The 24,502-nt window shown below is 24.4% G+C and carries 29 protein-coding genes; 2 read left to right on the top strand and 27 right to left on the bottom strand.

Going from position 1 to position 24,502, the window contains the following annotated elements; genetic code table 11:
* Window positions 1–2 precede the first annotated feature (2 nt).
* From L8Y18_RS07665 to L8Y18_RS07600, 14 genes are all read right to left on the bottom strand, one after another.
* The gene (locus tag L8Y18_RS07665) at window positions 3–275 is read right to left on the bottom strand and encodes a hypothetical protein (RefSeq protein ID WP_263658791.1); all 273 of its coding nucleotides are present in this window, start codon (window positions 273–275) and stop codon (window positions 3–5) included.
* A gap of 66 nt (window positions 276–341) precedes the next feature.
* Entirely contained in the window at window positions 342–1,247 is a 906-nt protein-coding gene (locus tag L8Y18_RS07660) for an ArdC family protein (RefSeq protein WP_263676606.1), read from the bottom strand.
* Between the two features lie 77 nt (window positions 1,248–1,324).
* Complete coding sequence (locus tag L8Y18_RS07655; protein ID WP_186820590.1) at window positions 1,325–1,492, bottom strand: hypothetical protein; 168 nt, start codon at window positions 1,490–1,492, stop codon at window positions 1,325–1,327.
* Window positions 1,493–1,594: 102 nt separating this feature from the next.
* On the bottom strand, window positions 1,595–3,457 hold the full coding sequence (locus L8Y18_RS07650) for a type IV secretory system conjugative DNA transfer family protein (RefSeq protein ID WP_263676605.1): 1,863 nt from the start codon (window positions 3,455–3,457) through the stop codon (window positions 1,595–1,597).
* Complete coding sequence (locus tag L8Y18_RS07645) at window positions 3,454–3,858, bottom strand: hypothetical protein (protein ID WP_070255521.1); 405 nt, start codon at window positions 3,856–3,858, stop codon at window positions 3,454–3,456. Before L8Y18_RS07645 ends, L8Y18_RS07650 begins: the two co-directional genes overlap by 4 nt.
* 14 nt (window positions 3,859–3,872) lie before the next feature.
* Entirely contained in the window at window positions 3,873–4,817 is a 945-nt protein-coding gene (locus L8Y18_RS07640; protein WP_263676604.1) for an ATPase, T2SS/T4P/T4SS family, read from the bottom strand.
* The gene (locus tag L8Y18_RS07635; RefSeq protein WP_263676603.1) at window positions 4,814–5,017 is read right to left on the bottom strand and encodes a hypothetical protein; all 204 of its coding nucleotides are present in this window, start codon (window positions 5,015–5,017) and stop codon (window positions 4,814–4,816) included. The genes L8Y18_RS07640 and L8Y18_RS07635 overlap by 4 nt, the downstream gene beginning before the upstream one ends.
* 18 nt (window positions 5,018–5,035) lie before the next feature.
* On the bottom strand, window positions 5,036–6,148 hold the full coding sequence (locus L8Y18_RS07630; protein WP_263676602.1) for a DNA type IV secretion system protein ComB10: 1,113 nt from the start codon (window positions 6,146–6,148) through the stop codon (window positions 5,036–5,038).
* Window positions 6,145–7,215, bottom strand: a complete 1,071-nt coding sequence (locus tag L8Y18_RS07625) for a TrbG/VirB9 family P-type conjugative transfer protein (protein ID WP_263676601.1) — start codon at window positions 7,213–7,215, stop codon at window positions 6,145–6,147. The genes L8Y18_RS07630 and L8Y18_RS07625 overlap by 4 nt, the downstream gene beginning before the upstream one ends.
* Window positions 7,212–7,886, bottom strand: a complete 675-nt coding sequence (locus L8Y18_RS07620) for a type IV secretion system protein (protein ID WP_263676600.1) — start codon at window positions 7,884–7,886, stop codon at window positions 7,212–7,214. Before L8Y18_RS07620 ends, L8Y18_RS07625 begins: the two co-directional genes overlap by 4 nt.
* An 11-nt stretch (window positions 7,887–7,897) precedes the next feature.
* Window positions 7,898–8,038 (bottom strand): hypothetical protein, encoded by a 141-nt coding sequence (locus L8Y18_RS07615; RefSeq protein WP_263676599.1) that lies wholly within the window; start codon window positions 8,036–8,038, stop codon window positions 7,898–7,900.
* A 2-nt stretch (window positions 8,039–8,040) separates the two neighbouring features.
* Complete coding sequence (locus L8Y18_RS07610; protein ID WP_263676598.1) at window positions 8,041–10,494, bottom strand: AAA family ATPase; 2,454 nt, start codon at window positions 10,492–10,494, stop codon at window positions 8,041–8,043.
* A 9-nt stretch (window positions 10,495–10,503) separates the two neighbouring features.
* The gene (locus L8Y18_RS07605) at window positions 10,504–10,746 is read right to left on the bottom strand and encodes a hypothetical protein (RefSeq protein ID WP_070255540.1); all 243 of its coding nucleotides are present in this window, start codon (window positions 10,744–10,746) and stop codon (window positions 10,504–10,506) included.
* A 2-nt stretch (window positions 10,747–10,748) separates the two neighbouring features.
* Window positions 10,749–11,063 (bottom strand): hypothetical protein, encoded by a 315-nt coding sequence (locus L8Y18_RS07600; protein ID WP_070255543.1) that lies wholly within the window; start codon window positions 11,061–11,063, stop codon window positions 10,749–10,751.
* Window positions 11,064–11,696: 633 nt separating this feature from the next.
* On the opposite strand from L8Y18_RS07600, the gene L8Y18_RS07595 reads away from it, so the two are divergent.
* Entirely contained in the window at window positions 11,697–13,268 is a 1,572-nt protein-coding gene (locus tag L8Y18_RS07595) for a relaxase/mobilization nuclease domain-containing protein (RefSeq protein ID WP_263676597.1), read from the top strand.
* Between the two features lie 4 nt (window positions 13,269–13,272).
* Here the strand turns inward: L8Y18_RS07595 and L8Y18_RS07590 are convergent, their stop codons facing one another.
* The 13 genes from L8Y18_RS07590 to L8Y18_RS07530 form a co-directional block, all read right to left on the bottom strand.
* A complete protein-coding gene (locus L8Y18_RS07590; protein ID WP_263676596.1) occupies window positions 13,273–13,683 on the bottom strand; it encodes a hypothetical protein in 411 nt (136 codons plus the stop codon).
* Between the two features lie 261 nt (window positions 13,684–13,944).
* Window positions 13,945–14,355, bottom strand: a complete 411-nt coding sequence (locus tag L8Y18_RS07585; protein ID WP_263676595.1) for a type II toxin-antitoxin system PemK/MazF family toxin — start codon at window positions 14,353–14,355, stop codon at window positions 13,945–13,947.
* Between the two features lie 231 nt (window positions 14,356–14,586).
* Window positions 14,587–15,168: a hypothetical protein gene (locus tag L8Y18_RS07580; protein ID WP_263676594.1), complete on the bottom strand. Its 582-nt coding sequence runs from the start codon at window positions 15,166–15,168 to the stop codon at window positions 14,587–14,589.
* A 129-nt stretch (window positions 15,169–15,297) separates the two neighbouring features.
* Entirely contained in the window at window positions 15,298–15,726 is a 429-nt protein-coding gene (locus L8Y18_RS07575) for a hypothetical protein (RefSeq protein ID WP_070255554.1), read from the bottom strand.
* A 2-nt stretch (window positions 15,727–15,728) separates the two neighbouring features.
* On the bottom strand, window positions 15,729–16,133 hold the full coding sequence (locus tag L8Y18_RS07570) for a hypothetical protein (protein WP_263676593.1): 405 nt from the start codon (window positions 16,131–16,133) through the stop codon (window positions 15,729–15,731).
* A gap of 170 nt (window positions 16,134–16,303) precedes the next feature.
* Window positions 16,304–16,582, bottom strand: a complete 279-nt coding sequence (locus L8Y18_RS07565) for a hypothetical protein (protein ID WP_070255560.1) — start codon at window positions 16,580–16,582, stop codon at window positions 16,304–16,306.
* 782 nt (window positions 16,583–17,364) lie between these two features.
* The gene (locus tag L8Y18_RS07560) at window positions 17,365–18,597 is read right to left on the bottom strand and encodes a toprim domain-containing protein (RefSeq protein ID WP_263676592.1); all 1,233 of its coding nucleotides are present in this window, start codon (window positions 18,595–18,597) and stop codon (window positions 17,365–17,367) included.
* A complete protein-coding gene (locus L8Y18_RS07555) occupies window positions 18,581–19,432 on the bottom strand; it encodes a nucleotidyl transferase AbiEii/AbiGii toxin family protein (RefSeq protein WP_263676591.1) in 852 nt (283 codons plus the stop codon). The genes L8Y18_RS07560 and L8Y18_RS07555 overlap by 17 nt, the downstream gene beginning before the upstream one ends.
* A complete protein-coding gene (locus tag L8Y18_RS07550) occupies window positions 19,425–19,757 on the bottom strand; it encodes a hypothetical protein (RefSeq protein ID WP_263676590.1) in 333 nt (110 codons plus the stop codon). Before L8Y18_RS07550 ends, L8Y18_RS07555 begins: the two co-directional genes overlap by 8 nt.
* Window positions 19,758–19,769: 12 nt before the next feature.
* Window positions 19,770–19,952 (bottom strand): hypothetical protein, encoded by a 183-nt coding sequence (locus L8Y18_RS07545; RefSeq protein ID WP_070255568.1) that lies wholly within the window; start codon window positions 19,950–19,952, stop codon window positions 19,770–19,772.
* Window position 19,953: 1 nt separating this feature from the next.
* The gene (locus L8Y18_RS07540) at window positions 19,954–20,637 is read right to left on the bottom strand and encodes a TrbM/KikA/MpfK family conjugal transfer protein (protein WP_263676589.1); all 684 of its coding nucleotides are present in this window, start codon (window positions 20,635–20,637) and stop codon (window positions 19,954–19,956) included.
* A gap of 72 nt (window positions 20,638–20,709) precedes the next feature.
* Window positions 20,710–21,663, bottom strand: a complete 954-nt coding sequence (locus tag L8Y18_RS07535; protein ID WP_263676588.1) for a type IV secretion system protein — start codon at window positions 21,661–21,663, stop codon at window positions 20,710–20,712.
* Window positions 21,660–22,637, bottom strand: a complete 978-nt coding sequence (locus L8Y18_RS07530) for a hypothetical protein (protein ID WP_263676587.1) — start codon at window positions 22,635–22,637, stop codon at window positions 21,660–21,662. Before L8Y18_RS07530 ends, L8Y18_RS07535 begins: the two co-directional genes overlap by 4 nt.
* A gap of 1,127 nt (window positions 22,638–23,764) precedes the next feature.
* Between L8Y18_RS07530 and L8Y18_RS07525 the strand changes: the two genes are divergently transcribed.
* Window positions 23,765–24,502 (top strand): replication initiation protein (locus tag L8Y18_RS07525; RefSeq protein ID WP_263676586.1); only part of this gene is annotated, 738 nt, incomplete at its 3' end.

The raw sequence follows: 24,502 nt of genomic DNA, 5'->3' as shown, positions 1-24,502 counted from the left end.
TATCAAATTTTTTTTATACAAACTTCTTCGATTTTTTCTTTTTTATGTTTAATTCCATTTTTTTCAATAATCTCTATTTTTTTTGTTACTTCTTTTGTGGTAAATCCTTCTTGTATTATTTCAACTTCTTCGTAAAATTTGATATTTTCATCATTTATCAACTCTTCTTCCGTGTTTTTTAATATATTTTCTTCTTTTTCAATTTTTTTTACATTTTGAGTATGTGAATTTTCAAGTCCTAAAAACTTTAAAAAATCACTTAATACACCTATCATTTTCATATCCTTAAAATCCCCTTTTTATAAAAAAGGGGTAGAGTGATTAAAGTTTTGCTTATGAATTTATCTTTCTAAGCCTTTTTTTTGCGTTTTGTTTTTAGAAATTTCTTTTTCATTAGAAATTTCTTTTTCTTGAATTTTTTGATAATCAAGCCCTTTTAACTCTGAATTTAAAAAATTGTTTATATCTCTGGTCGTTTTTTCAGTTAATCCAAAGGCATTTACATTTGGTCTTGGATCATATTTTGAATTGCTTATTTTTTCTCTTAATTTTTCCAAACTTTCGATATCTCTTTCTTTGAGCTTTTCTGGTTTTAGATTATCAAATTGAGAAGTATGATAAAGCGTTATGGTTTCAAGTTTTGGTTCTTTATAATAAACTTTTTCCATAACTGCTTCTGACAAATATCCTAATTTATCCCTTTTTTGTTTTCCATTTTCATCTAAAACTGGGCGAAATATTTGATTACCATCTTTATCGCGTTTTGGCACATAACCTTCTGTTTTTAAAATAGCAATTTTAACTCCTTGCACATAAGCTTCTTTGCCATTTTTTGTTAATGCAGGGTTTCCGTTTTCGTCAAGCTCTCTTTTTAAAGTTCCCCCTAAAAAATTTGCTTGTTTCATAGTAAGAAAACTCGGCTCTTTGTAGTTGTTAAGATCTGAAACCGCTCTTAGCAACGCTGATGTTTGTCCAGTATAAACAATCCCTTTGCTTGCATTATAAGGCATAGTGTTTTGAATTTCTTCTTTGCTCATATCTTTTGCCCAAAAAGCGTTTTTTTCTTTTATAGCTTTAGCAATAATAGCTTTAGAATATTCATTAACACTAGCTCTTTTTTCTTCGTTTGTTCTTTCGTCCCAAGATTTATAAGGCTTTTCTTTTTTTACCTGATTATCTTTTTGTTCAACCTTTTCTTCCGCTTCTTTTGTAATTTCCGCGTTTATATTTTTTGGTTTTCTTGCCATAATTTTTTCCTTTTATAAAATGTAGTCCTTAATTTATACGCTTTTCAATACGCATAAATGCTAAAAACAAAACAATATCAATTCTCTAAAGATTGCTGTTCAAATTCGTTTAATTTGAAGTCTTTCCAAAGCTCTGCTTCTTCTTTAGTTATTTCAATTATTTCGTCTTCTTGATTAGAAAATGACAAAATATCTTTTGCACTTTCAACTTTTTTTGCTTCGATTTTTTGTTCATAATTTAACATTTAATCACTCCTTATTTTATGTTTTAGACTATAAATTTTTATAGTCTAAGATATATTAATTATTTAATACATTTTAGACTATAAATTAAAGCAACAAATAGCTTATTTGCTATTTATCGCTTTAATACCTAACATAGAAAATTCATCTTGTTCGTTTTGGATATTATTATTTTCATTATTTTCATTATTTTCATTATTTTCATTATTTTCATTATTTTCATTATTTTCATTATTCAAGATTAATTCTATTTTATCAGCACCATTAAGGGTTGAATTTTTAAACCAGTAAGGCACTTTTGCCTTAATTGGTCTTGATAAAAATCCAGTTACCAAAATTAATATATCTTCACTTGATTGATTTTTAATATCTTGTGAAGTTACAAGTTTATACCCTTCTTTAGAAATGGTATTATTGCTTTTAAATAATTCAAAACTACCTTTAGAAGTTGATGTTTTTTCCCTTGTAAAATCTCCTATTAATTCACTAATTTCTTTTGCGTCTTTTTCGGTATTCATTCTAAAAATAGTTTGATAGCCAGCATTTGCTCTTATAATTCCTAAATCATCTTCACCATAATATTTTCTAATTTGTTCGTATGATTGTGTAACAAAAACGGGTATAAGTCCATAACTTCTACAAAGTGCAGGTGCTTCTAATAAGAAAGGCATTTTTCCAAAACGCACAAATTCATCAAGCAAACAATATATAAATTTGTTTGGATCTGAATTTTCTTTTCCACTCATCAATTTTTTAAATAAGCTTTCAATAAATATTCTTACCAAAGGTGCTAAGATGTCCATATCTTCTGTTTGTATTACAATATACATTGTAATTCTTTTTTCTCTTAGATCATCAAAAGAAAAATTCATTTTTGAAGTTGCATTTGCAACTTGTGGGTTTGAAAATACTTTCATATAAGTATCATAAGTGGATTTTACACCCGCAAACTCTTGCTCGGCAGCCGTTTGATAAGCTCTTGCCTGATTTCTTACAATTGTGTCTAAACTATCATCATCTGCTACTTGCATTAAAAAGAGTTTAAATGTATCAACACTTAAATCTCTTTCTTCTTCTCCTGTGTGTTCATCTTCAATAAAACATTCTTTAGCAAACTTTTCATTTAACTCATTAATATAATCTTTTTTTGGTGCTTGTGCTAAATCTCCTAAACTTGTATGTTTATGTTTTTGCATATTGTATAATGCAAAAAAAGTAAAAAGTGTTTTTGCACTGGTAACCCAGTGATCGCTTTCTTTCCCTTTTTCAGCGACAAAAATTGTTCCTGCAATTTGATCTGCTAATTTCATCATTTTTTCAAAACTTAAATCCTTAACTATTGAGTTATCAAATGGATTAAAAAACAATGTATTTCTTTCTGAAAATGGATCAAAAAGTAAAATTTTATTTTTGAAATTTTTCTGTCTATAACCAGCACTTTTTTCGTATAGCTCTCCTTTAATATCCAAAGCTATACAAGAATTTTCTAGTGTAAATAAATTTGGTAAAATAATTCCTGATGTCTTTCCCGTGCCTGGTGGTGCAACAACCAAGCACGATAAAGGCATTTTCGCTCTGATGTATTCCATTTCATTACCTTTAACGCCTTTATTAATAAAACAACCTAAAATTAAACCCTTATCATTTGAAATTTGCATTTCTGCAAAGTCTTTTTCTCTTGCAAATCTTGCATTTCCATAATCTTCTTTTGAATTAAAATTTGGCATAAAAAACCATAATATACATAATAAAAGGGGTAAAAATAGAGTAAATACTGCAATATATGCTTTTAATTTTAAAGCTGGATTTCCTAAATTTAATAAGATTTTTAATGCTACATCGTGAATAACAATTATATCTGGCTTAAAAATAATCTTGATCATTACAAGATATAAAAAAACACCTAAAACCAAACTTGTAAAGAATATTAAAACCCATTTCATTGGTGTTATTTTTTTGTCTTTCATATATCTCCTTCTTTAAAATTTTCTTCAACTTGTATTGTTTTTATTTTTTTATTAACTTGATTTTTGATTTCTTTTTCTTTGATTTGTTCTTTATGTGCGTTTAAAATTTGCACTAATTCTTCAATAATTTTTGGCAGTCTGTATTCCATTTGATTTGCGTTTTCAATACCTATATTTAAATGATATGCTATTTGATTTAAATTTGTTCCACATTGTGCTAATTGATAAAGAAATTCTATGTTTATTTCATTGTTTTTTTCTATTGCTTCCAAAGTTTTTGCATATTTTTCAATTGAAATTAATTTTCTTACTACTGCACTTTGGCTTTCTTTTCTTTTTAATGAAAGAAGTTTAAGTTGCTTTGTTTCTTTCTCATTAAGATAAACTCTTATTGTTCCCACTTTTCATTCCTTCTTTAAATTAACAATTTTGCATAATCATTTTTTAAATCTAATATATCTGTAATATGTCTTTTACCTGTGCTTTTATTTCTTTCAATTTGAATAATAAAATCTACTGCTGTAATAATTAACTCCTCCAACATTTTTCTATCTGGATTATTTAACCCCCCACCTAAAATAATATTTGAAATAATTGCTTTAATTGCGTCTTCTGGATTATTTGCGTGGAGTGTGCTTAAATTTCCTGCGTGTCCTGTGTTATTTACTCTTAAAAATGTAAATGTATTTCGTATATCAATTTCCCCTAAAAAAAGTCTATCTGGTCTTAATCTCATAGCGTTATTAATAGCAGTTTGATAAGAATAAATTTCACTTTCTTCTTTTGGGACGGCAAGTTGAGTTTTATTTTTGTTTTCAATAAATAATTCTTGGCTGTCTTCAATGGTAACTATTCTCTCTTCTGGATTTATTTCCCCCATTAAAGAATTTAAAAAACTTGTTTTTCCACTTCCTGTTCCGCCCGATACTAATATATTTTTTTTCTTTTTTATCAGCTCTTTAATTTTTTCGTAATTCCAACCTTTATCTATACATTTTTGATCCAAAACAAAATTTTCAAGACTAAATCTTGTTTTGCTTGGAATTCTTATACAAATACAAATATCACTATTAAAAAGCGATGTTTTATGCTGTGCTTGCACCCTATATCTTAAAAAGGGGGCTGGTAATTCACAAGAAAGATGACAATGTTTTTCATCAAAACGCTGATTTCTTCTTGTTGCTAGTTCAATTAAAAATGTTTCTAAAAATTGATATGTTAATTTTTCATCTTCAATTGTTTCCCAAACATCTCCACGATCAACTTGAATTTCGCAAGGACGATTAAAGATCAACTCGTTTGCATTTAATTCAAGATATGGTCTTAAGATTTCTAAAATATTATTTAAAACTATACTCATATCTTTTCTTCTTTTGTATTTTGAGTATTTTCTATTAATTCATTTAGCTTAGCTTCTTCTTTGCTAAGCTTATTTTTTAATTTATCAATAGTTTTTATTTGATTGATGATTTTTTTATTTTTTTTATCTTCTTCTTTTCTTCTTTGTTTTTCAACTTCAATTTCTTTTTTTATTTTTTCATAGTTGTTATTTGTTTCCATTTTTACTCCTTATATTTTTTAATCTTCTTGAAAATATTTAATTAAAACTTCTCCATTTTTTGGCTTCGCAAACCACATATGATTTGTAGGCACTATAAAAATTCTACTTCCTGATTTAATTTCAATAGTAGGTTTAATTTGAGATTGTTGCTGAAGAATATCATCTACTATTGTTGAAACATCATTTTTACTTTGTGAGTAAATTTCTTGTGCATAAGTATTATTTCCTTTTATTTTAGAAGCGATACTCAATAAAAGCACATTTGAAGCTGTTGATAAGGCATAAGGCATTCCGTATCTTTCTAAGTATTTATTATTTACGCTTCCCAAAGCTCCGCTCATTCCCATGTTATCGCTGGCGATAGCACCTGTTAGCATTATATTTACGCCTTGTGGAGTGATAATTTCTCTCCAAGCAATTTCTAATCTATCTTGCCCTATTTTGTTATCATTTTTGTAAAATCCTATGGCTTTACTTCCGCGTGGTATTAATACCGCTCTTCCCATAGTTGCATAAATATCTTGTTCTATTTGTGCCGTTACAATACCGCTTAAGTCGCTAGAAATTGCACTTGTAAGAATGGCTGGTATTAATCTGCCCGCTCTTATTGTTCTGTATAGTTTGTGTTCATTTGTTGAAATATCTACACTTTTTTGATTTGAAAACCCGTCAGCACCATACCTTGAATTTGTGTCTTGAATATAAATTTTAGTATTAGCTCTTTCTGCTAAAATACTATCTCTTATTAATTTTTTTAAATTATCTTCTTCTTTTTTTATATTTTCTTGTTGTAACTCCCTTGCTAATTTTTGATTTTCATTAATAAGTCTTTGTTTTTCAAGTTCAATATCCTTAAGAATATCATTGCTTTGATTTTCATCTTGTTTTTCTTTTTTTATTAAAGAATTATTCTCATTTGGTTCTTTAAAACCACCTTTGTAAATATAATCTGTAATCGGGAATTTAGTATCTGAATTTTTAAAAAGATAATCTAAGTTTTCCCTTTGAATGTTTGCTTTCTCTTTTTTATTTGTATTTGAAGTATTTTTTTCTTCTTCAAAAATACTTTCAGCATTTAAATTATTTATTGCTAATAAACAAATAAAACTAATTACAAGCTTTTTTTTCATTTTTTAGCCTTCTTAGTTTTATTTGGATCTTCTTTTAATCTTTCTACACAAACATAACTTTCCCCGCTTCTTATTGTAAATTGTTGTGCAGTTGTTTCTGCAATAATATAATTTCCTATTACTCTTGTTTCTACTGGGCTGTCTTGTTTATCTATTACAGCAAAAATAGCTGGTATTTGTGGCATTTTTTCTTTATCATATTTAAAATAAGTGAATTTCTTGTCGTTGAAAATTTCTTCACTAATTAACCAAGCATTTTCATTTTTTGCTTTTTGAGCATAATGCTTATGTATTTCATCTTTTTTCACTCTAACTTCTGCAATGCCTTCTTTTATTATTAAATATTCTTTTTCTAATTTTTCTTGCTTTTCTTTGAGCATTCTTTTTGAAGTATCATCTTTAATAAATATCACTAATGAAGGGTCTTTGCTATTTTTATAATCTGTTGAAAAAACATAAAAAGTATGTAATTTATTATCTTTTGTAAAAATAGTCAAAGATGTGTCTATTCCTATTAATAATGGCTTTATCGCTATTGCATTTGGCATATTTGGAATTTCTTCAACTTTAAAACCTGTTGTATCTCCTAAGATGTAATTTTCTACATCTGTTTCAAAAATTAAAGTTGTTGCCATTGCAAAGCGAGTTCTTATTTTTTGTGTTTTATTCTCTTGATAATTTAAATTTAATGTATTTTCATAACCTGAATATTTTTTTTGAAAAAATCTTCTTTGCAGTGCATTTAAATTTTGATTTCTTAATGCACTTTTCATTAGTGCTATTTGTTCTTCTGTTAATTCTCCGTTATTTTGACTAAAATTATCAAAAGCTTGGGTTTGATATTGTGGATTTGAATAACTTTCATTTGTTGAATTAGTAAGATCAATTTTTAAATTTGTGTTTGTATAATCTCTTGTTGCTTGTTCTTTTGTTTGAAATATGTTCTCTCCCTGATTTGCGGTTGTTGCTGGTGGCGTCGTAGCAATTGGTGCTACATCTTGCACAACTTCTTCAGCAAAAGAAAGGTTTAACAAAGCCAAAAATGCAATAAATGATATTTTTTTCATTTTGTATTTGCTCCTTTTTTATCGCTATTTTCATTATTTTCTATAATATCTGTGATTGAATATTGCTCTACAATAAAACCTGTTGGGTTTTTTGGGACTGAATTGTATGTTATTTCTATTGGTTGGAAATCAAAATACATTGTGGCTCTATATTTTTTAAAATTATTTTCTGTGGCGTCCCGATTTGTGATTTTTGCAATAAAATCAATTGTTGCCACATTTTTATTAAAGATTGATACATTTATAATTTCAATATTTCTATATAACCCTTTTGTAGTATAAATTGAATTTGGTGTTTTAACTAAATTTGTGAATGTATCCCACACATTTTTCTTACTTTGAAGACGAATTTCTTCATATCTTTCACTATCATCAATTCTATTTATTGTTTCTCTTTTTTTAACATATCCAGCTAGAATTGATTTTAATAAATTTTCGTCTGCTCTCATATCCATTCCCGCTTGTTCAACTCTTACAAAGTTAGTTTCTCCGTCTGAAAAAAATACTAAGTAAGGTTTTACTTCTTTTAGTGGTGCAATAAATATAATTGCTAATGCAAGCAAAATAACAATTGAAGATAAGATTAAAATCATATAAAGCATATAAGCTTTTATATTTCTTTCAAGCTGAAAAATGAAATTTGGGTCTTTTTTTTCATCATTAAAAGCCATTAAAATTCTCCTTAACTTTTTTTAATTACATCATAATCACAATATTTACAAGCACAAGGCGATTTTTTTGGTATTTCTCTTGAGTGTTTTGCACAAGCTGAAAAAAAAGCTACAATTCCTATCACTAATAAAATTTTTATTGTTGTTTTCATTTTTACCCCCTTTTATTTTCAAGATATAAACTTCTCCATTCATTCGGATATAGTTCTTTTAATTCTCTCATTAATTTAACATTGTCACTTGATGATGAAAATATTCTCAAATGCTTCCCTAAGCGTCCTAAATCTACATTTAAGATCGCACTTTCATTTCTCAAATTCATTTTTAGTAAGACTTGTCTTGAATTTGTTCCTGCTTCTTGTAGAAATTTTATTTCTGTTGGTGTTAAATTAAGTTTCGTTCTCATATTTTCTAAAGTTTGTGCATTGGTTGTTGGAAAAATTATATAGTTTGCGATGTTTTCTAAAAAACTAGCTCCTTTTGGCACATCATCAAAGAAACTTAAATTTTGGAAACCCATACACATAACTCCACCGATTTTTCTTACTTCCAAAATAGCTTCTAAAATACTTTCTCTCATATTTTCGTCCATAAGAAAATCTTTTAGCTCATCAATAAAACAAAAAAAGCCTTTTTTGTGAGAATTTTTCGCTGAATTTTTTAATCTATGAAAGATATAATAAGCCGTAAGTCCTGCTGATGTTGGATTTTTGATAATACTATCCATATTTAATATTGATAGTTGTTTTTTAAAGCTTAATGCGTCTTCTTTATTATCAAAAATACTATTTATATATGGTCTTAATCTTCCTTTTATATCTTTATCATCTGGCGGAAGCCCTTCAATAAAATCTGATAATGAAAATACATCATCTTCTTTTTTGACTGAATAAAGCATATCTAATCTTTTTTGTATTTCATTAACTGCTGTATAATCACTATCTTCTAAATTTGCCATTTGCATAATAAAATTTTTAAGAAATTCTTTATTTTCTGCTGTATATGGCAATGCAAAAGGGTTGAGTTTAAAATCTCCTAAGTCTGCGTCGTGATATTCTCCGTCTGTATAAGTTGAAAAATTATACATTCCCCTTAATTTATCCATTGAGAAAATATCTATATCATATTTATAAAGATTACACATTAAAAATTGTGCTAGTGTAGTTTTTCCTGCTCCTGTTCCACCTATAATCATTGTATGCCCGCTTGGCTTGTCGCCTTCTGAAGTCCAGTGAAAATTAAATAAAAATGGAGTTCCGCTTAAATGTTTAAAGATAGTTACGGGTTCATTACCCCAGTCATTTTTTGCAAAGCCCAAAACATCTTTTTCAAAAGTTGCTATTGTTGCTAAGTTTGAAACTTTTAATGTTCTTTTTCTTGCATTTAGATTTGATCTGCTTGGAAAAAATGAAAAATACAAAGCTTTTTGATTAATCGTTTCTCTTACAATGTTTAAATTTTGATTTTCTAATATCCCTTTTAACTCATTTGTTTTTTCTTCCAACTCATCTAAATTTGGTGCTATAATATAAACTGAATAGCTTACTAACATCAAATTTTCTCTATCTGCTGTAATTTGTTGTATTAAACCTTGCAGTTCATCTTTTATAATTTGTGGTGCAAATGCTCCAGTATCTTTTACTTTTTTTATTGCTTTTTCTTTTTCATAGGCTTTCATATTTATGAAAACTATAAAATCATTACTATTTCTTAATATTTTTGAGTTGATATGTGAAGTTATAATATCTGTTTCATAAGCTTTTATGCTTATAAATCTTGCAAACATTTCTTTACCGTCGTTTCTTAGAAAATGTATATAATCTTTTTTGAATTCTACATCTGAGCTAATATAGCAGTCTGTAATTAAATCATTTGAATACTTGAAATTTGTTTCTTGTGCATTTGAATATGTAGCATAAAAATTTATAATATCATCTGCACTAATTTGCACGGGATTAAATTGAGATAATGCTCTTTTGATTTCGTTTAGTGTTTCATTTAAAATTTGTTTTTTAGTATCAAAAACATAATTTTCTTTTTTATCTGTTTGTTCTTTTTCTTTTGTTGTTTTGTTTTTAAAGCTTTCCAAAGCTCCACTTATTTTTTTATCTATTGTAGATATAATCATTAAATAAGTAATTTGAAAAACATCTTTGTGATTTCCCCACTTTTCTATAATTTGATTTGCGTAGATATTTTTAGAAAGATTTGATGATTTTGTTAATTCTATTTTATCTTTTTTTATTATTAAATTTATATCTAAATTACTATTTAATTTTCCAAAAAATTGCATTCTATTTTGCAATAAAGATAATTCTTCTTCCAAAGATACACTAGAATATGATATTCCTTTTAATTCAACTCCTATACATAAATTTCCATCTTTTGTTGCTAATATATTTTCGTCAAGTTTAAAAGCTATATTATTTTCTTTAGCCATAGAAAATATTTTAGGCTCTGCAATTGAAAAAATATTATCTGCACCCTTATTTATTTGATTAAATATATTTTTTAAATCTTTTTTTTCTTTTTTTGTTAAATTTTCTTGTTTTGGAGCTTTTTTCTCATATATAAAATTTTTTAAAATTGTAATAATACTTGTTCCCACTTCTTGCCTTTAAGAAAAAAATTTATTTTGCGGTAATGAAAATTTCGCAATTATGATTTGATAAATGTCTTCATCAAAAAACTCTAAAATAAAGAAAAAACAATATAAAAACACAATAACAATTAAAGAGTATAAAACTAGAAAAAACCAAGCAATAAAACCTAAAATAATAAGGGCAAACCAGCTTGTGCTAGTTAATCCCTTTATTTTTGTTTTTCTTGTCAAATCTCGATAGCAAGTTGTTTGTATCATTATTACATTCCGGCAGCCGATATACCATAAATAACACCTATTATTACTAATGCACCAAAAAGTAATTTTGCGTGATTTTTTATTCCTTCCATATTAAAGAAAGCCATTAGTAACATTATTGTTATCCATATAACACCCATAACGATTGAAATTGTATTAACAATACTTGCAACGCTTGATCCTACATCTGTAATTTGTTGATTGACACTATTTGAAAGCTTTGAAGCTATATTTCCCCCGTCTGCACCAAAAAGATAAAATGGTGCAAACAAAATTAATGTTAGAAATTTTGATAAATTTCTTTGTAAATTTTTCATTTTGTATTTGCTCCTTTAATTTTAATATTTTGAAATAATAACAATTCATAAAATACCCCCTTTTTGCGACTTAAAATAAACTTAGAATGCTTATTTTATAGGCATTTGAAAATAATTTATTTTTTTAAAAAAAACTTAATTTAAAATATTTTTATTTACTGATTTTTATTTTTTTTTATTCGTGAGATAATGAAAATATAGTATTTTGGTAATTATTTTTAAAAAAAATATGCCACTATAAAAATGTCGCAAAAAGGGGGTTTTTTATTTTTTTAATATTTTTATTTTTTTAATATTTTTTACTTAATATTTTTACTATTTTTATTCTATTATTTTTATTTAATATAATTTTTACTTATTTGATACATTTTTTACTTATTTGATGTTTTTTATACTTGTTTAATATATTTTTTATTTTTTAACTATATTTTTTTCATAAGTATTTTCCTTTTTTATACAAAAAAATCATAGAATGATTTTTTATTTTTCGTAGAAAAATCGATTTAAGCTTTAAAAACTCTATTTTATAGTGTTTTGAAGCTTAAATATGCCACTATAAAGGGTTATCCTGCCTCTATACAAAATATTTATTTTTTTTTACAATTCTGTATTATTTCATTAAAGGAAAATACTTTGAGTAAAAATATAAATGATTTATGGGAAGAATATAAAAAAGTAAAAAAAGCTTCAACTATAATCAAAGAAAAATACACTAGAAATAAAATTTTTAATCATAGTATTAATTCTTATTCCTTAAGTAAAAATATTAATAATATCAATCAAAAAAGTTTTTCAAAACAATCTGTGGCAAAAATGATTAGTAATTTAGGTAAAGACGCTGTTAAAAGATGTATGGATTATATTTTAAAAAATACTGATGAACCTTTATTAATAAATGAAAAGGGAGAGAAAGTTTCTTCCGATGAAGTTTTTAAAGAATGGAGTAAAGATTTTTCAAAAAATAAAAATAGTAAAGAAGCTTGGCATTTGATGTTTTCAATTAAAGAAACTCCAAATAAAAAAAATTTAGAAATTTTAAAAAAATGTGTGCAGGAAACTATGTCTAATAATTTCTTAGGATACAAGTATGTTATGCAAATACACACACATCAAAATAACCCGCATATTCATATTATTTTAAATAAAAGAAATTCAATTACAAAAAGAAAAATTCACTTTAATAATAAAGAAGATATAAAAGATTTTTGGAGTGATGTAAGAACAAATTTTAGTATTTCTTTATCTAACAAAGGATTAAATTATCATAATCATTTTTCTTTTGAAAATGATCTTAAACAAAAATATCAAAAAATTAAAAATTCTCTTGCTATTGATGATTTAGAAAGAAAAAAAGAATTAAGTGATATGTTATTAAATAAATTAAATAAAGAAAAAAGTATTGCTGATAATAAAAAAACAAAAATAGATTTTTTGATGAGTGAAAATGAAAATTTGAAACAAGAAAGAAACAACTTAATTAGTTTATTTCATCAATACAAAAAGAAGAAAAATAAAAGATTTTATACCATTGGAAAGAATTTAAAAGAAATAAATAAAAACATCAATAATAAAGAAAATATGATTTTAAAAGAGATACAAAAATTAGAAGAAAATAACAAAAAAATTAATTATTTACAAAAAGAATTAAATAATATTAGTCTTGATAGCACAGGAAATATTAAAAATTATAAGCATATTATAGATTTTTTATATAAACACAAAATATCAACAAAAAGCGATTATGAAAATTTTAAAAAAATGAAATCTTTAATTTTAGATAATACTAGCAATGATGATATAATTAGAAAAAATGCCTTAGAAAGCTCTACAATACATCAAATTTATAACAAAAAACATAATGAAAGTATTTTTAAAATTGAAAGAAAAATGGAAAAATTGGATAATTCTATTAATCTTTTAAAACTTTCTAATGCTGAATTTAAAGAATATGAAAAATATTTAAATACACTTGAGCAAAATAAAGAATTTTTAAAAGAATGTGCAAATGAGCGATTTGCAAGAATTAAAGAAGCATTGGAAAATAACAAAAATATTTCTAAAAATTCTTTTATTTTTAAAGAATATAAAAAAGCTTGTGAAATTTTAAATATTAAGCAAGAAATTAATTTAGAAAAATCAAATAAAAATAATATTTTTGACAAAAAAGAAAATAATATGGAGAGAAATCGTCACTCCATATTTTAATCGGTTATTTTAAATAATATTTAGGTGCGTCATATATTGAATTACAAAAAATTTCTTTTTTTAAATTTGATTGGCAAGTAGCGGATAAAACTTTAAAATCTCCTGTTTTTTTATTTTTAATAAAAACATAATTGATATATTCAAAGCCTTTTTTGTCTTTATCTATTGCAAATTTTATCATTTTTATTTTTTCATCTGGGTTTTTGATTTCTTTTTCAGCTTTAATTGATGTGTAATGATACAAATCATAATCTGGGTATTTTTTCTTAATTTCTGCATTTGACAAATCAAATAGTTTTTGGTCGTAGCCGTCATTTTTTAATTCAACATAACTTCCACTTCCATTTCCACCACACGCAACAAAAATTCCTGCTAACCCTGCTAATAAAGTAAATTTGATAATTTGTTTTTTCATTGTTTTTTCTCCTTTTTAATTTTCTATAATTATACATAATTTATTATTAAAATATGCTTAACTTAGATATATTTAGATTAAAGTAGAAATATCTTGGATATATTACCCTTTTTTTTGATATATACATATATTAATGATAAATATTGATTTTTATTAATATTTTTTGATATAATAATTTTGTTTGACTTCCTATAACGAAAGTTTAGCGAAGAATTTGGCTTATCTTTTAGATAGGTTGCCCCGTCTTAGAGCGGGGATATTTTAATTTATAATATTCTTTTTTATTTTTTCTTTTATTAAAATAAAATCTTCATCTTTAATACTACTTTCAAATGTTATTTTTCTCTTATTATCAAAAATTTTTATTTGCCCTAAAAGTGCGACTTGCAATTTTCCTTTATCATCTGTGAATTTATAATAAAGCTTACCGCTTTTATTTTTTGTTTTTGAACTTAAAGGAACTCCTAAAAACAAACCATTATAAAATACATTAATTACCAAAACAGGGCGTGCAAAAACTTTTCCTTTTCCAAAAATTTCACCCCCGATATTTTTACCAATTTTAATCCAGTATATTTTTTGTTTTTGAACAATTTTATTTTTTTCTTTTTCAATATGTTTTTTGACTTTATTCCATTCATCAAATTTTAAATCTTCATTTTGCATTTGCATTAATTATTTGCCCTTATATTTATATTTATATTTATAACAAATTTTACTTTAAAAAATCATTTTAAGGTTTATCAAACCTTAAGTCTTTAAAACCCTATTTTTCCATACTTTAAGTTTTTATTGAGAAACAAAGAAAACTTAAAAAATAATAGTTATATACAAGCAAAAGCCTATAATATAGGCTTTAAAGCTATTTTTTTAAAAATTTGAAAAGTAAAGTTTTCAAACTTTTTAATAATGATTAGAATAATGCAATTTCAAATCATTATCATATTTGCATAAATATCTTTTATAATCTTCATCTTTAAATGTTTGATGTTTATTATTTATCATTAAAACTTTCTTATCATAATCAAAATTATTAAGCATTGGCTTGGTATATCCGCAGTCATACCCAAACGGCTCATATTTTTGAAAAATTTTTTGACAATAAAAACTTTTTTCTGATACTGCAATAACTTGATAAAATTCTACACTTGTATTTTCATAGCCCAAACTACTAAAAAAAACATCTCCTATTTTTATACCTTTTTCGTTGATTTTATTTCTTTTTTTTAAAATTTTTAAAATGTTTTCATAATTTAAATTTTTATTGTGCATATTTTCATATTCTTCAAATAAGCTATAAAAATATTTAAAATCTTGTGAGTTATACTCATACATATATAATCTTGAGTAAAATGCTTTGCTGTTTAATTCTTTAATGTGTGTTAAAATTTCTTTGTCTTCAATTTTTAAACTTTCTAGTCTTTTTAAGAACGCTGAAATTTTATTTTGATTTTTTAGCTTTAATCTTAAAATATCTTTTTCCATTTTGCTTTCCTTGTTTTGAATTGTTTTGTAATATAATTATACATAATTTATTATTAAAGTATGCTTAACTTAGATATATTTAGATTAAAGTAGAAATATCTTGGATATATTACCCCCCCCCCTTTTTTTTTACTCTTTTATTAATGTTTTTTCGTATTCTAAAATATATTTTTTTGCTGTTTTTATATTTACATTTGCGTGCAAAGCTATCTTTTCTATATCATAATTTTCTGCTTCATCTTTGTAATTATCTGAAAATAATCCATTTAAAAGGGAAAAAATTTGCTCTTTTTTATTTTTAGCTCTTTCTTTATTAATTTTAACCATATTGAGAGTTCTTTTACTCTTATTTTCATCTTGAAATTGACTTAATCCTATTATTTTAAACTGCATAAGCAGTTCATTATTTTTTTTACATTTTTTACATTTTGCAAATAAGATTATTTCCTCATTAAAAGAAGTTAATATTTGCTTGGTTTTTTCTAAACTCTTTAAACTTCCTAAACTTGTATTATTGACTTTTTGGCAATTAATACAAGTCCATATTATTTTTTGCATTTTTATTCCTTTATTTTTTGTATTAAAAAATATTCATCTGCAAATTTTTTAATGTTTTCATTTTTTTCCTTTAATCTTATTTGTTCTTCTTGAAGTTTTTCTTGTTTTTCTTGTTTTTCTTGTTTTTCTTGAAGTTTTTCCTGATGTTCTTTTTTTAATTCTTCTTGTTTTCTTTCTAATGATGAAATAACATATCTAAGGTAGTCGTGGCAAGTTTCTCCATTGTAATTGTTTCTTTCGCAAATCCCAAAGCCTAAGGTATCTATAGAGTATATAATAGAGTAGTTATCGTTACTTAAATAAGCACTTAGTGTTTCTTGATTAATAATATTGTTTTCTTTTAAAGAATTGATAAATTCTTCACTAGGTTTGGCTGAAATAAAGAAAATTATTGTAGTAAAAAGCATAGCTACAAGATAGCTTATAAATATTTTAATTATAACTATAATATATAAAATCCTAGTGCGATAAAACAAAATAATTAATGCAAAAGAAATACCTAATAAAAAACATAAGACTTCATAAAATTTTAAATCTAATATAAAATTTAACATTTTAAAATTCTCAAATTTTATTCTTAAAATTTTTCTGCCATAAGTCTTAGAAACATATAAGCTTCGGCTAAAATAAGTTTATTGAATGCTGATTTCTTATACTCATCATAATACATAAAAATAAATTTATTATTATTTTCATCGATAGCGGTATAAAAATCTATTTTTTTTGGTTTTTTTATGATTTGATATGCTCCACTATTTAAAACACTTCTATAAGTGTTCATAATTGTTTCATCATCATAATTACTTACATTTAAAAAAACAGCTTTTTGATTAAAATCTATTTGTATATTTTCCATTTTGCTTTCCTTGTTTTGAATTGTTTTGTAATATAATTATACATAATTTATTATTAAAGTATGCTTAACTTAGATATATTTAGATTAAAAATTAAATTTTGTATAAAGAAAGTTTTGATATAATATGAGTAAGGCTGATTAACCAAAGGGTAACAGCCTTTGATTAATCAAAAGTCAAGTGTTATTAGCCTTGATTTCTCCCTTTTTTAAGGGGGATACTAAAAACCCTTTGGCTTAAAATAATTAAATAAAACAGCATATTTTCCCCCTTTTTTTATATATAAAAATCAATTACATAAAATGTAATTAATAAAGGAGTTTATTTAAAACTTAAAAGGATTATTTTACATTGTTTGGTTTTTATTTTGTGGGTGTTTTTATAAAGCAAGTAAAAATAGAGATTTTTCATACAAAACAATTCAAAAAGCAAAAAGTCCCTACCCTACTTGCTGGTGTGTTATTATACCAAAAAAAATTAATAAATTTTATTTTTTTAGTTCATAGGTTTGATAAATTTTATAAATTTCTTTTAGTGCGTTAAATCTTGAATTTAAAAGTAAAAAATCTATACATAACATAAATAATACTATTAAAAGAATATCTTGTTTTAGTATGGATAACATATAAAATAACATAAGTGATAAAATAATTGTTAAAATTGTCAATCCTAAAATAAATTCTTTCAAAAATTTATAATAATAAGCATTTTGCTTTACAAAAGATAAAAATTTTTTATCTTTGAAATTTAATAATTTTTCTAATTTTTCTAAAATTATTTTTTTTCATTTTAATTCTTTACCTTTTTTTCTTTCAAGATACTGGTTAAATTCTTGATATTTATTTTCAATAATTTCTAAATTTACAAATTTTTCAAGTTTTGGTTTTAAATAATTAATCAAAGGAATATCATTATTTGATATTTCTTTGATCAAATCTCTTTTTTTATTTTCAAGTAAAATATTTTTCTTCTCAAGCAAATATTTTACTTTATCTTTCATTTTATTAATACTATCTTGAAGATCTTGATTTGAAAAATCTTTCTTTAAATTAAATACCTTATGTAAAATCAAATCATCATTAAAATCTTTTGTAATTGGTTTTTCTTCAATGACTTCTCTTTCTTTAAAAGATTGTTTCGCCTTTAAAGTAAAATCTATGCCTTTTTCATCATTATCAAAACCCAAAATAATTTTTGCATTTATAGCATTCTTTTCAAAATATTCAAATATTTCTTTATGTGCTTTAGTAATTTGTCCATTAGTGGCACAAATTAAAGTTTCATCTGGATTTAAATTTTTTAATTCAAATAAACTTAAACTATCTGGCATAGCTTCAGTTATTACAATATTTTTAATATCTTTTATTCCTTGTTTATTTTTGCTATTTCTTGCTATTTCTAAGCCTTTATTTCCATAACAAAGCTGTTTTATAGGTTTGCTGTAAATATTTCCTTCTTTGTCTTTTTTTATAGGATTTCTTAGATATGCAACATATCCGCCTGAATTTATAAAATCTCGTCCGTTATAATTATCTAAAATATAAGTTGGCACACAAATGTTATTTCTTTCATCTTGTTTTAAAGTATCAAAAATTTTTAATGTTTCTTCGGAAATTAATCTATCTTCTTTAAAAAAATTTCTTTGTTTTACATTATTAAAATTTTTAAAATTATTTATAGCTTCAACACTTGCTTTATTTACTGAATTTGAAGGTTCAATATTATGTTTTAATTCTATATTTTTAACTTTTTCATTTAATAAATCTGTGATTTTAATCCCCCTGTTTTTACAAAAGGAAAAAATATTTCCCCTGTCATTTTCTTCATTAGGATTAAAATATAAATATTGTCCGTTAGTTTGTCTTGTAATTACAATAAGCTCGTTATTATTTGCCATTGTAATAAAATTTCTACTGCACTTGTCTTTTTTATGATAATATCCATTTTGCATAAGGATATTATCAAAAGGGAGAGTGAGTATTTCTTCATTAAAAACTTTATTAGATTTTTTTGCCATTATAAAGCTTTCTTGATTGATTAATAATATTATCAATACTATTTTTTTCTTCTTGGCTTAGTTCTTTGTTTTTATAAAGTTTTTCTGCTGTATTTGATATATCTTTTATAAGTTTATTTTTTTGTTCTGAAATTAAAATATCTTTTTTTTTCTCATAATAATTTATTTTTTCAAATAGCTCTTTTTTTTGATTTTTTTCTATGAAATTTTCATTGATCACTTTATGAAAATTTTCATAAAAATCTTTTAAGATATAATTATTTTTTGTTCTTACTTCTTCCAAATTAATTTTATTAAGATTTATATTTTTTAGATTTGATATAACTTGTTTTGGTTCTATATTACATTTCTTACTTAATATCTCAAAACTTTTATTTATATCCATTTTATTATTAGATAAAATCGTATAAATATCAAATAAATCTCTTGGCTCATCTCTTGAAACTGAAGTTTCAAGTTTATTAACAAAAATATTTTGAATACTATCTATATATAAACCATTGTCTAATTTTTTAAAATCATCTTTTTCGTGATATACAAAATCATTTACTAAATCTATTTTTAAATTATTTTCTCTAAGATAAATTTGCGTAAAATATTTATTTGAAATTTTAATTGTATGTTCTATGTTATTATCTTTTAACATAGTTACAAACTCATTAAATTCTTTTGGTGTTTTATCTTGTGTTTCATTTTCAATAAGAAAAAAATCTAAATCATCAGAAAATCTAAATTTATTATAATGAAACCTTTGCAAAGCTGTTCCACCTGTAAGATAAAACCCTAATTTTTCTTTTGCTGTTAAATTAAGTATTTTATTTTGGGTTTTATACAATTGGATATATTTCTCTTCTTTTTCCTGCATCTTTTATCCCATAATGTGCGATGAGTTCATCAAGTCTTTCTTCATAATAAAATCTTTTGTGATAACCTAATCTTTGATTTTGAGAAATGATAAATTCTTTTATCCATTCTTCATTATCTATAATTTTTAAATCATCAAACATTGTAAGCGAATTTTGAAAAATTGCACTAAAAATTCTTTTTGCAAAGTCTTTATCTTGGATATGCTCTACAATGAAGCTAGGGGTCATATTTGTGTTACCCCAGTAGCATTCTTTTAAAATGTTTTCCGCGATTTCTATTTTAGTTTTTTCCATTGTTTTACTTTACTATAATTCATTTAAATTTAAAACATTATGTTCTTTGCATTCTTTGCACTGAAAAGAAATTTCTTTTTGCAGTGCTGTAAATTCAACATAACAATATACCTTACAAATTTTGCAAGGTATATTTTTCCAAAAAACGATAGGGTGTTTAAATTCTTTTCCATTTAAAAAATAAGGAAGATACATTTTAATTTCTTTCTTGTATCCAACATTTTTTATTTATTGGAATTTTTTTATAAAATTTCCATTGCTTGTTAAATTTACCTTCATAATGTTTTTCTCTTTGATCATCTGGAAGTTTATTATACTCTTCTTCTGTAATTTGCTGTAACTCATAGCCTCTTTTCCAACTAACTTCTTCAATAAAGTTTTTTGAGCAAGTATATTTAAAACCTTGATAATCTGTATAAGTTGATGATTGTAATAAATAGCAAGATTGTGTTAATTCTGGATTAATTCTATATCCATAAACTGGCACTTCTTTACAAGGTTCGTGTCTTCCCCCACAAATTGTTTTATAACCTATAATTGTTCTTTCAACTCTTTTATTTAACTCGTATAAATTACATTCCCCGTCTAAATTTACTAAAATATCATTTTTGTATTTATACATTTCTGTGTCTGTGTTATCCACAGGGCATAAATTTAAGAAATTTTTTCTTGCTTGTATGGTCTTCCAAGGTTTTTTAAACTTGATTGCAAAATATCTTGCTATTGCTGTGGCACATTCAGGCGGTTTTATAGGGGAAGCTAGGCAAAGCATAGCTTCACAAGCTAATCTTGTATCTCCCGTTAAAACATCAAGATTTAATGCTTTAGAATTTGTTAATAAAATAGTTGTCGCAATTGCGGTAATTACTACTTTTTTCATTTTTCTCCTTTTTATATGATTTAATTATACATAACTTAGTATTAAATTATACTTAATTTAGATATATTTAGATTAAAAATCAAATATAGGAAAGCCGTTTTCATCTTTTCTTTGTTCTTTTACATCTTTCAAAAATGGATTATATTCTTTTGGGTCTTCAGGTTCTTTATATGTCAAGTTAAAAGTTTGCGGTTGGTTAAAATTTTTTTCTCCATTAGTAGCAACTGCTGTTAAAACTTGAGAATAATAAATGCTTAATTCATATTGTCTTTGGCTCATTTCTAATATTTTGATCAAAATAGCATTTGTTAATGCTTGGGCTTGCTTGTGATTATTTGAATTTGTTAGTTGTTTTGCTAAGTTTTGCAAGTCTTTATCCATTTTTGCTTTTGTATAAGGATTAGTGCTTTCATTCTTTTGATAAGTATCGTAAAATGCTATCATTTTATTAATCTTATCTTGATTTGCTTTTGATTTTAAATACTCTTTTGCATTTATTAAATTTTGTATTTGAATTCTATTTTCATTAAAAAGCTTAGTATCTGTAATTTTTAGGCTTTTATCTGTAAGTTCTTTTATAGTTTTGTTTATTTCATTTACATCGGATATTGCCGATAAACAATTATTAATTTTATCTGTGTATTTATTTCCAGCTGATTGAATTTTCATTCCAAAAAAAGAGCTTTCTCTTTCTAAAAAAGAGCAAGCTTTTGTAATATCTTCAACTTCGCCATAAAAATCTTTTGGCACAGCCTTAACACCATTATACAAATTTTCGGTTTCTCTTATCAAGGTATTTGCACTTCCCAAAATTTCGTTAATTGAAGTCATATCAACCCCAAGTTCTTTCATTTGCTTTTCAAAATTCATCGTATCTTTCAACATTTGCTGATATTGAGTAACCATTTGCTGATAATTTGTAACTGCTTGTGCAATGGCGGCGGCGTCTATTACTGGAATACCAGCACAATAAAGACTATTTGAAAAAATTAGTAAAGATAGCGCAATTCTTTTTTTTAATTTCATAATGATAACCCGCCTGTGTTTTTTACTTTTGTTTTTTCAACATTTTTTTCAATACTATTTTTTATAATTTGCTCCGCTCGTTTATATTTTTTTGGGTAGTTTTCTTTAAAATTTGGAGCTTCTTTGTCAATATGCTTTAAAAATTCTTGTAATTTTTGAGTTTCTTTAATATCCATTTTTTCTGGATTTCTTGTTACTTTATCTAGCTGATAATAAAAATTTTTTTCTTTATTCATTTCGCTGACTGCATTTTCAACATCTTTTGTTTTTTGATGTAATTCTTTTACAAAATCAATAATAACTTCTCTTGTTTTTTCCGTCTGCATTGCTAATGTTAATTTTTCTTCTCTTTGTCTATTTAACTCATCAAAATTATTTTCTTTCTCTTTTAAGATTAAATGCAAGCTTTTATCCATTTCATACAATGATTTCATTAATTCACTTAAACTTGCTGAATTTAAAAGATTTTCAATAGAATTTTCAAAGTTTTGTTCTAACTTTTCCATTCTATCTTCCATTTCTTTTATTTTTTGTTCGTGTTCTTTTTGCATTTCTGCAAATCGCTCATCATATTCTTCTTGACTTAATCCTTTTTTCTCTTTTTCATTAGAAGCTGATTCTAATTCATTTTTTAGCTCTTTTTCTTCTTTAGCGATTTGTTCTTTATAATTTTTTATTTCTTTATTTAACTCATCTTGTTCTTTTAAAATACTTAAGCTTTCGCTTATTTCTGCATTTTCATAAACTTTATTCAAATTATTTTCAATAAATTCTTTTTTTTCTTGTGGAGTTTCATATTCTGTAACTAACTCAATAAAATTACGCATATCCTTATCTAATTTTTCTTTTTCTTCCAAAATTTCTAAAGCATTTTTAGCTTCCTTAGGAAGATTATCTAAATTTATGCCTTCCAAACTTTTTTGAGTATTATCTCTTTCTGTCTTTTCTTCCAAAATTTCTTCCATTTTTTCCATTTTTCTATTTCTCCATTTAATATTTAACAAAATTATAAAAACAAAGATTTTAATTTGTAGTTAAGAAAAAAGCCACTAACTTTTAAGATTTAAAAATATAATGGTGGCATTAAAACATCACTAAACCACTATAAAATAGAGATTTAAAAGAATATAGAAAAAATCAAAAAAAAGATTTTTTTATTCAAAAAAAACAAATACAGCCATAAAATCACAAAAATAGCCCTAAAATCACAAAAAGCAAAAAAACGATGAAAGATATTACCTTATATAAAAAAATTGATTTATGAGCTAACTAAAGCTTAAAAAAAACACACTAATCAAAAATAAAATTTTTTTTTACAAAATTCTCTTAAAAAAATAATAATAAATTATAATTTTTAATTTAAGCTTTATTTTAAACTTAAACTAAAAAAACTTAAAAAATAAATAAAATTGTTTAAATACTATTAACTTTTAAAAAACTTAAATTTTTTTTAAAAAAATAATAATAAATATTAATTCATCTTCCCCTTTTAAATTTTTTTATTTTTTAAATTTTTAGGGGGGCTTCAAAAGCCCTATATATAGGCATTTGAAAAAATAAAATACCCCCTTTTTGCGGAAAAAATACCCCCTTTTTGCGACTTAAAATAAACTTAGAATGCTTATTTTATAGGTATTTAAAGGCATTTTTGAAATATACAAAAAAGCTATAAAATACCCCCTTTTTGCGACTTGCTTTATAAAATACCCCCTTTTTGCGACTTAAAATAAACTTAGAATGCTTATTTTATAGGTATTTGATTTTTTCATAAAATACCCCCTTTTTGCGACTTGCTTTATAAAATACCCCCTTTTTGCGACTTAAAATAAACTTAGAATGCTTATTTTATAGGTATTTAAAGGCATTTTTATATTTTTTTTATTATAATTTTTTCATAAAATACCCCCTTTTTGCGACTTAAAATAAACTTAGAATGCTTATTTTATAGGTATTTGATTTTTTCATAAAATACCCCCTTTTTGCGAACTTAAAATAATATTAATCTTTAATTTGATTTTGTTAAAATATTTTTAAGGTTTTTTCAATAGAATATCAAGGCAAAACAAAACAATTTAAATTACAAAAGCAAAAAGGTTAAAAAATGACAAAAAAACAAACAAATAACCTTCTTTACCACAATATGCTTAATCGCTTTGTTTTTAAAGATTTTAATGCTGTTGATTATAATCTTTTTTTTACAATTTGTTATTTTGCTGTTAAGAGTAAAAAGGGGGTTGAAATATCTCTAAGCTTTGAAGAATTAAGAGATTTTTTACCGCAGGAAAAAAATAAAAAACGCTTTTATGATAATGTTGTTAAATTTGCTATTAAATTAAATAGCCTAAAAACAACTGACGCTTATTTTGATGATGAAGGTTATCGCAATTTTTCAATATCTTCATTTTTTGAAGAGATTTGTGTCAAAGAGAAAGAAGAAAGAATTTATTTTAAAATAAAAGAAAAATCTTTATTTCTTATTTATGATGTTTTTGCTAATTACACAAAGATTGATATTAAAGATTTTTGTAGTATAGGCAATAAATACGCAAAAAACCTTTATCGTCTTTTAAAGCAATGGGAAAGCACAGGCGAATTTATTATTCCATTCAATGAATTTAATTTAATTATGGGTATTCCAGATAGTTATAATTTAGAAAAAATTGAAAACAAAGTTATTAAACCTTCTATTATTCTTCTAAGTGGAAATAAAAAAGAAAATGACAAAATTTATTTTAAAGATTTAAATTATCAAAAAATTAAAGAAAAGGGTAGTGGAAATATAGGTAGGGGTGGTCAAGTTAAGGAATTTGTGTTTTATTTTGATGTTCCAGAAGAAAGA

The sequence above is a fragment of the Campylobacter sp. CNRCH_2007_0968H genome, assembly GCF_025773245.1.
Taxonomy (GTDB): domain Bacteria; phylum Campylobacterota; class Campylobacteria; order Campylobacterales; family Campylobacteraceae; genus Campylobacter_D; species Campylobacter_D lari_D.
This window is presented reverse-complemented; position numbering and strand designations above follow the sequence as displayed.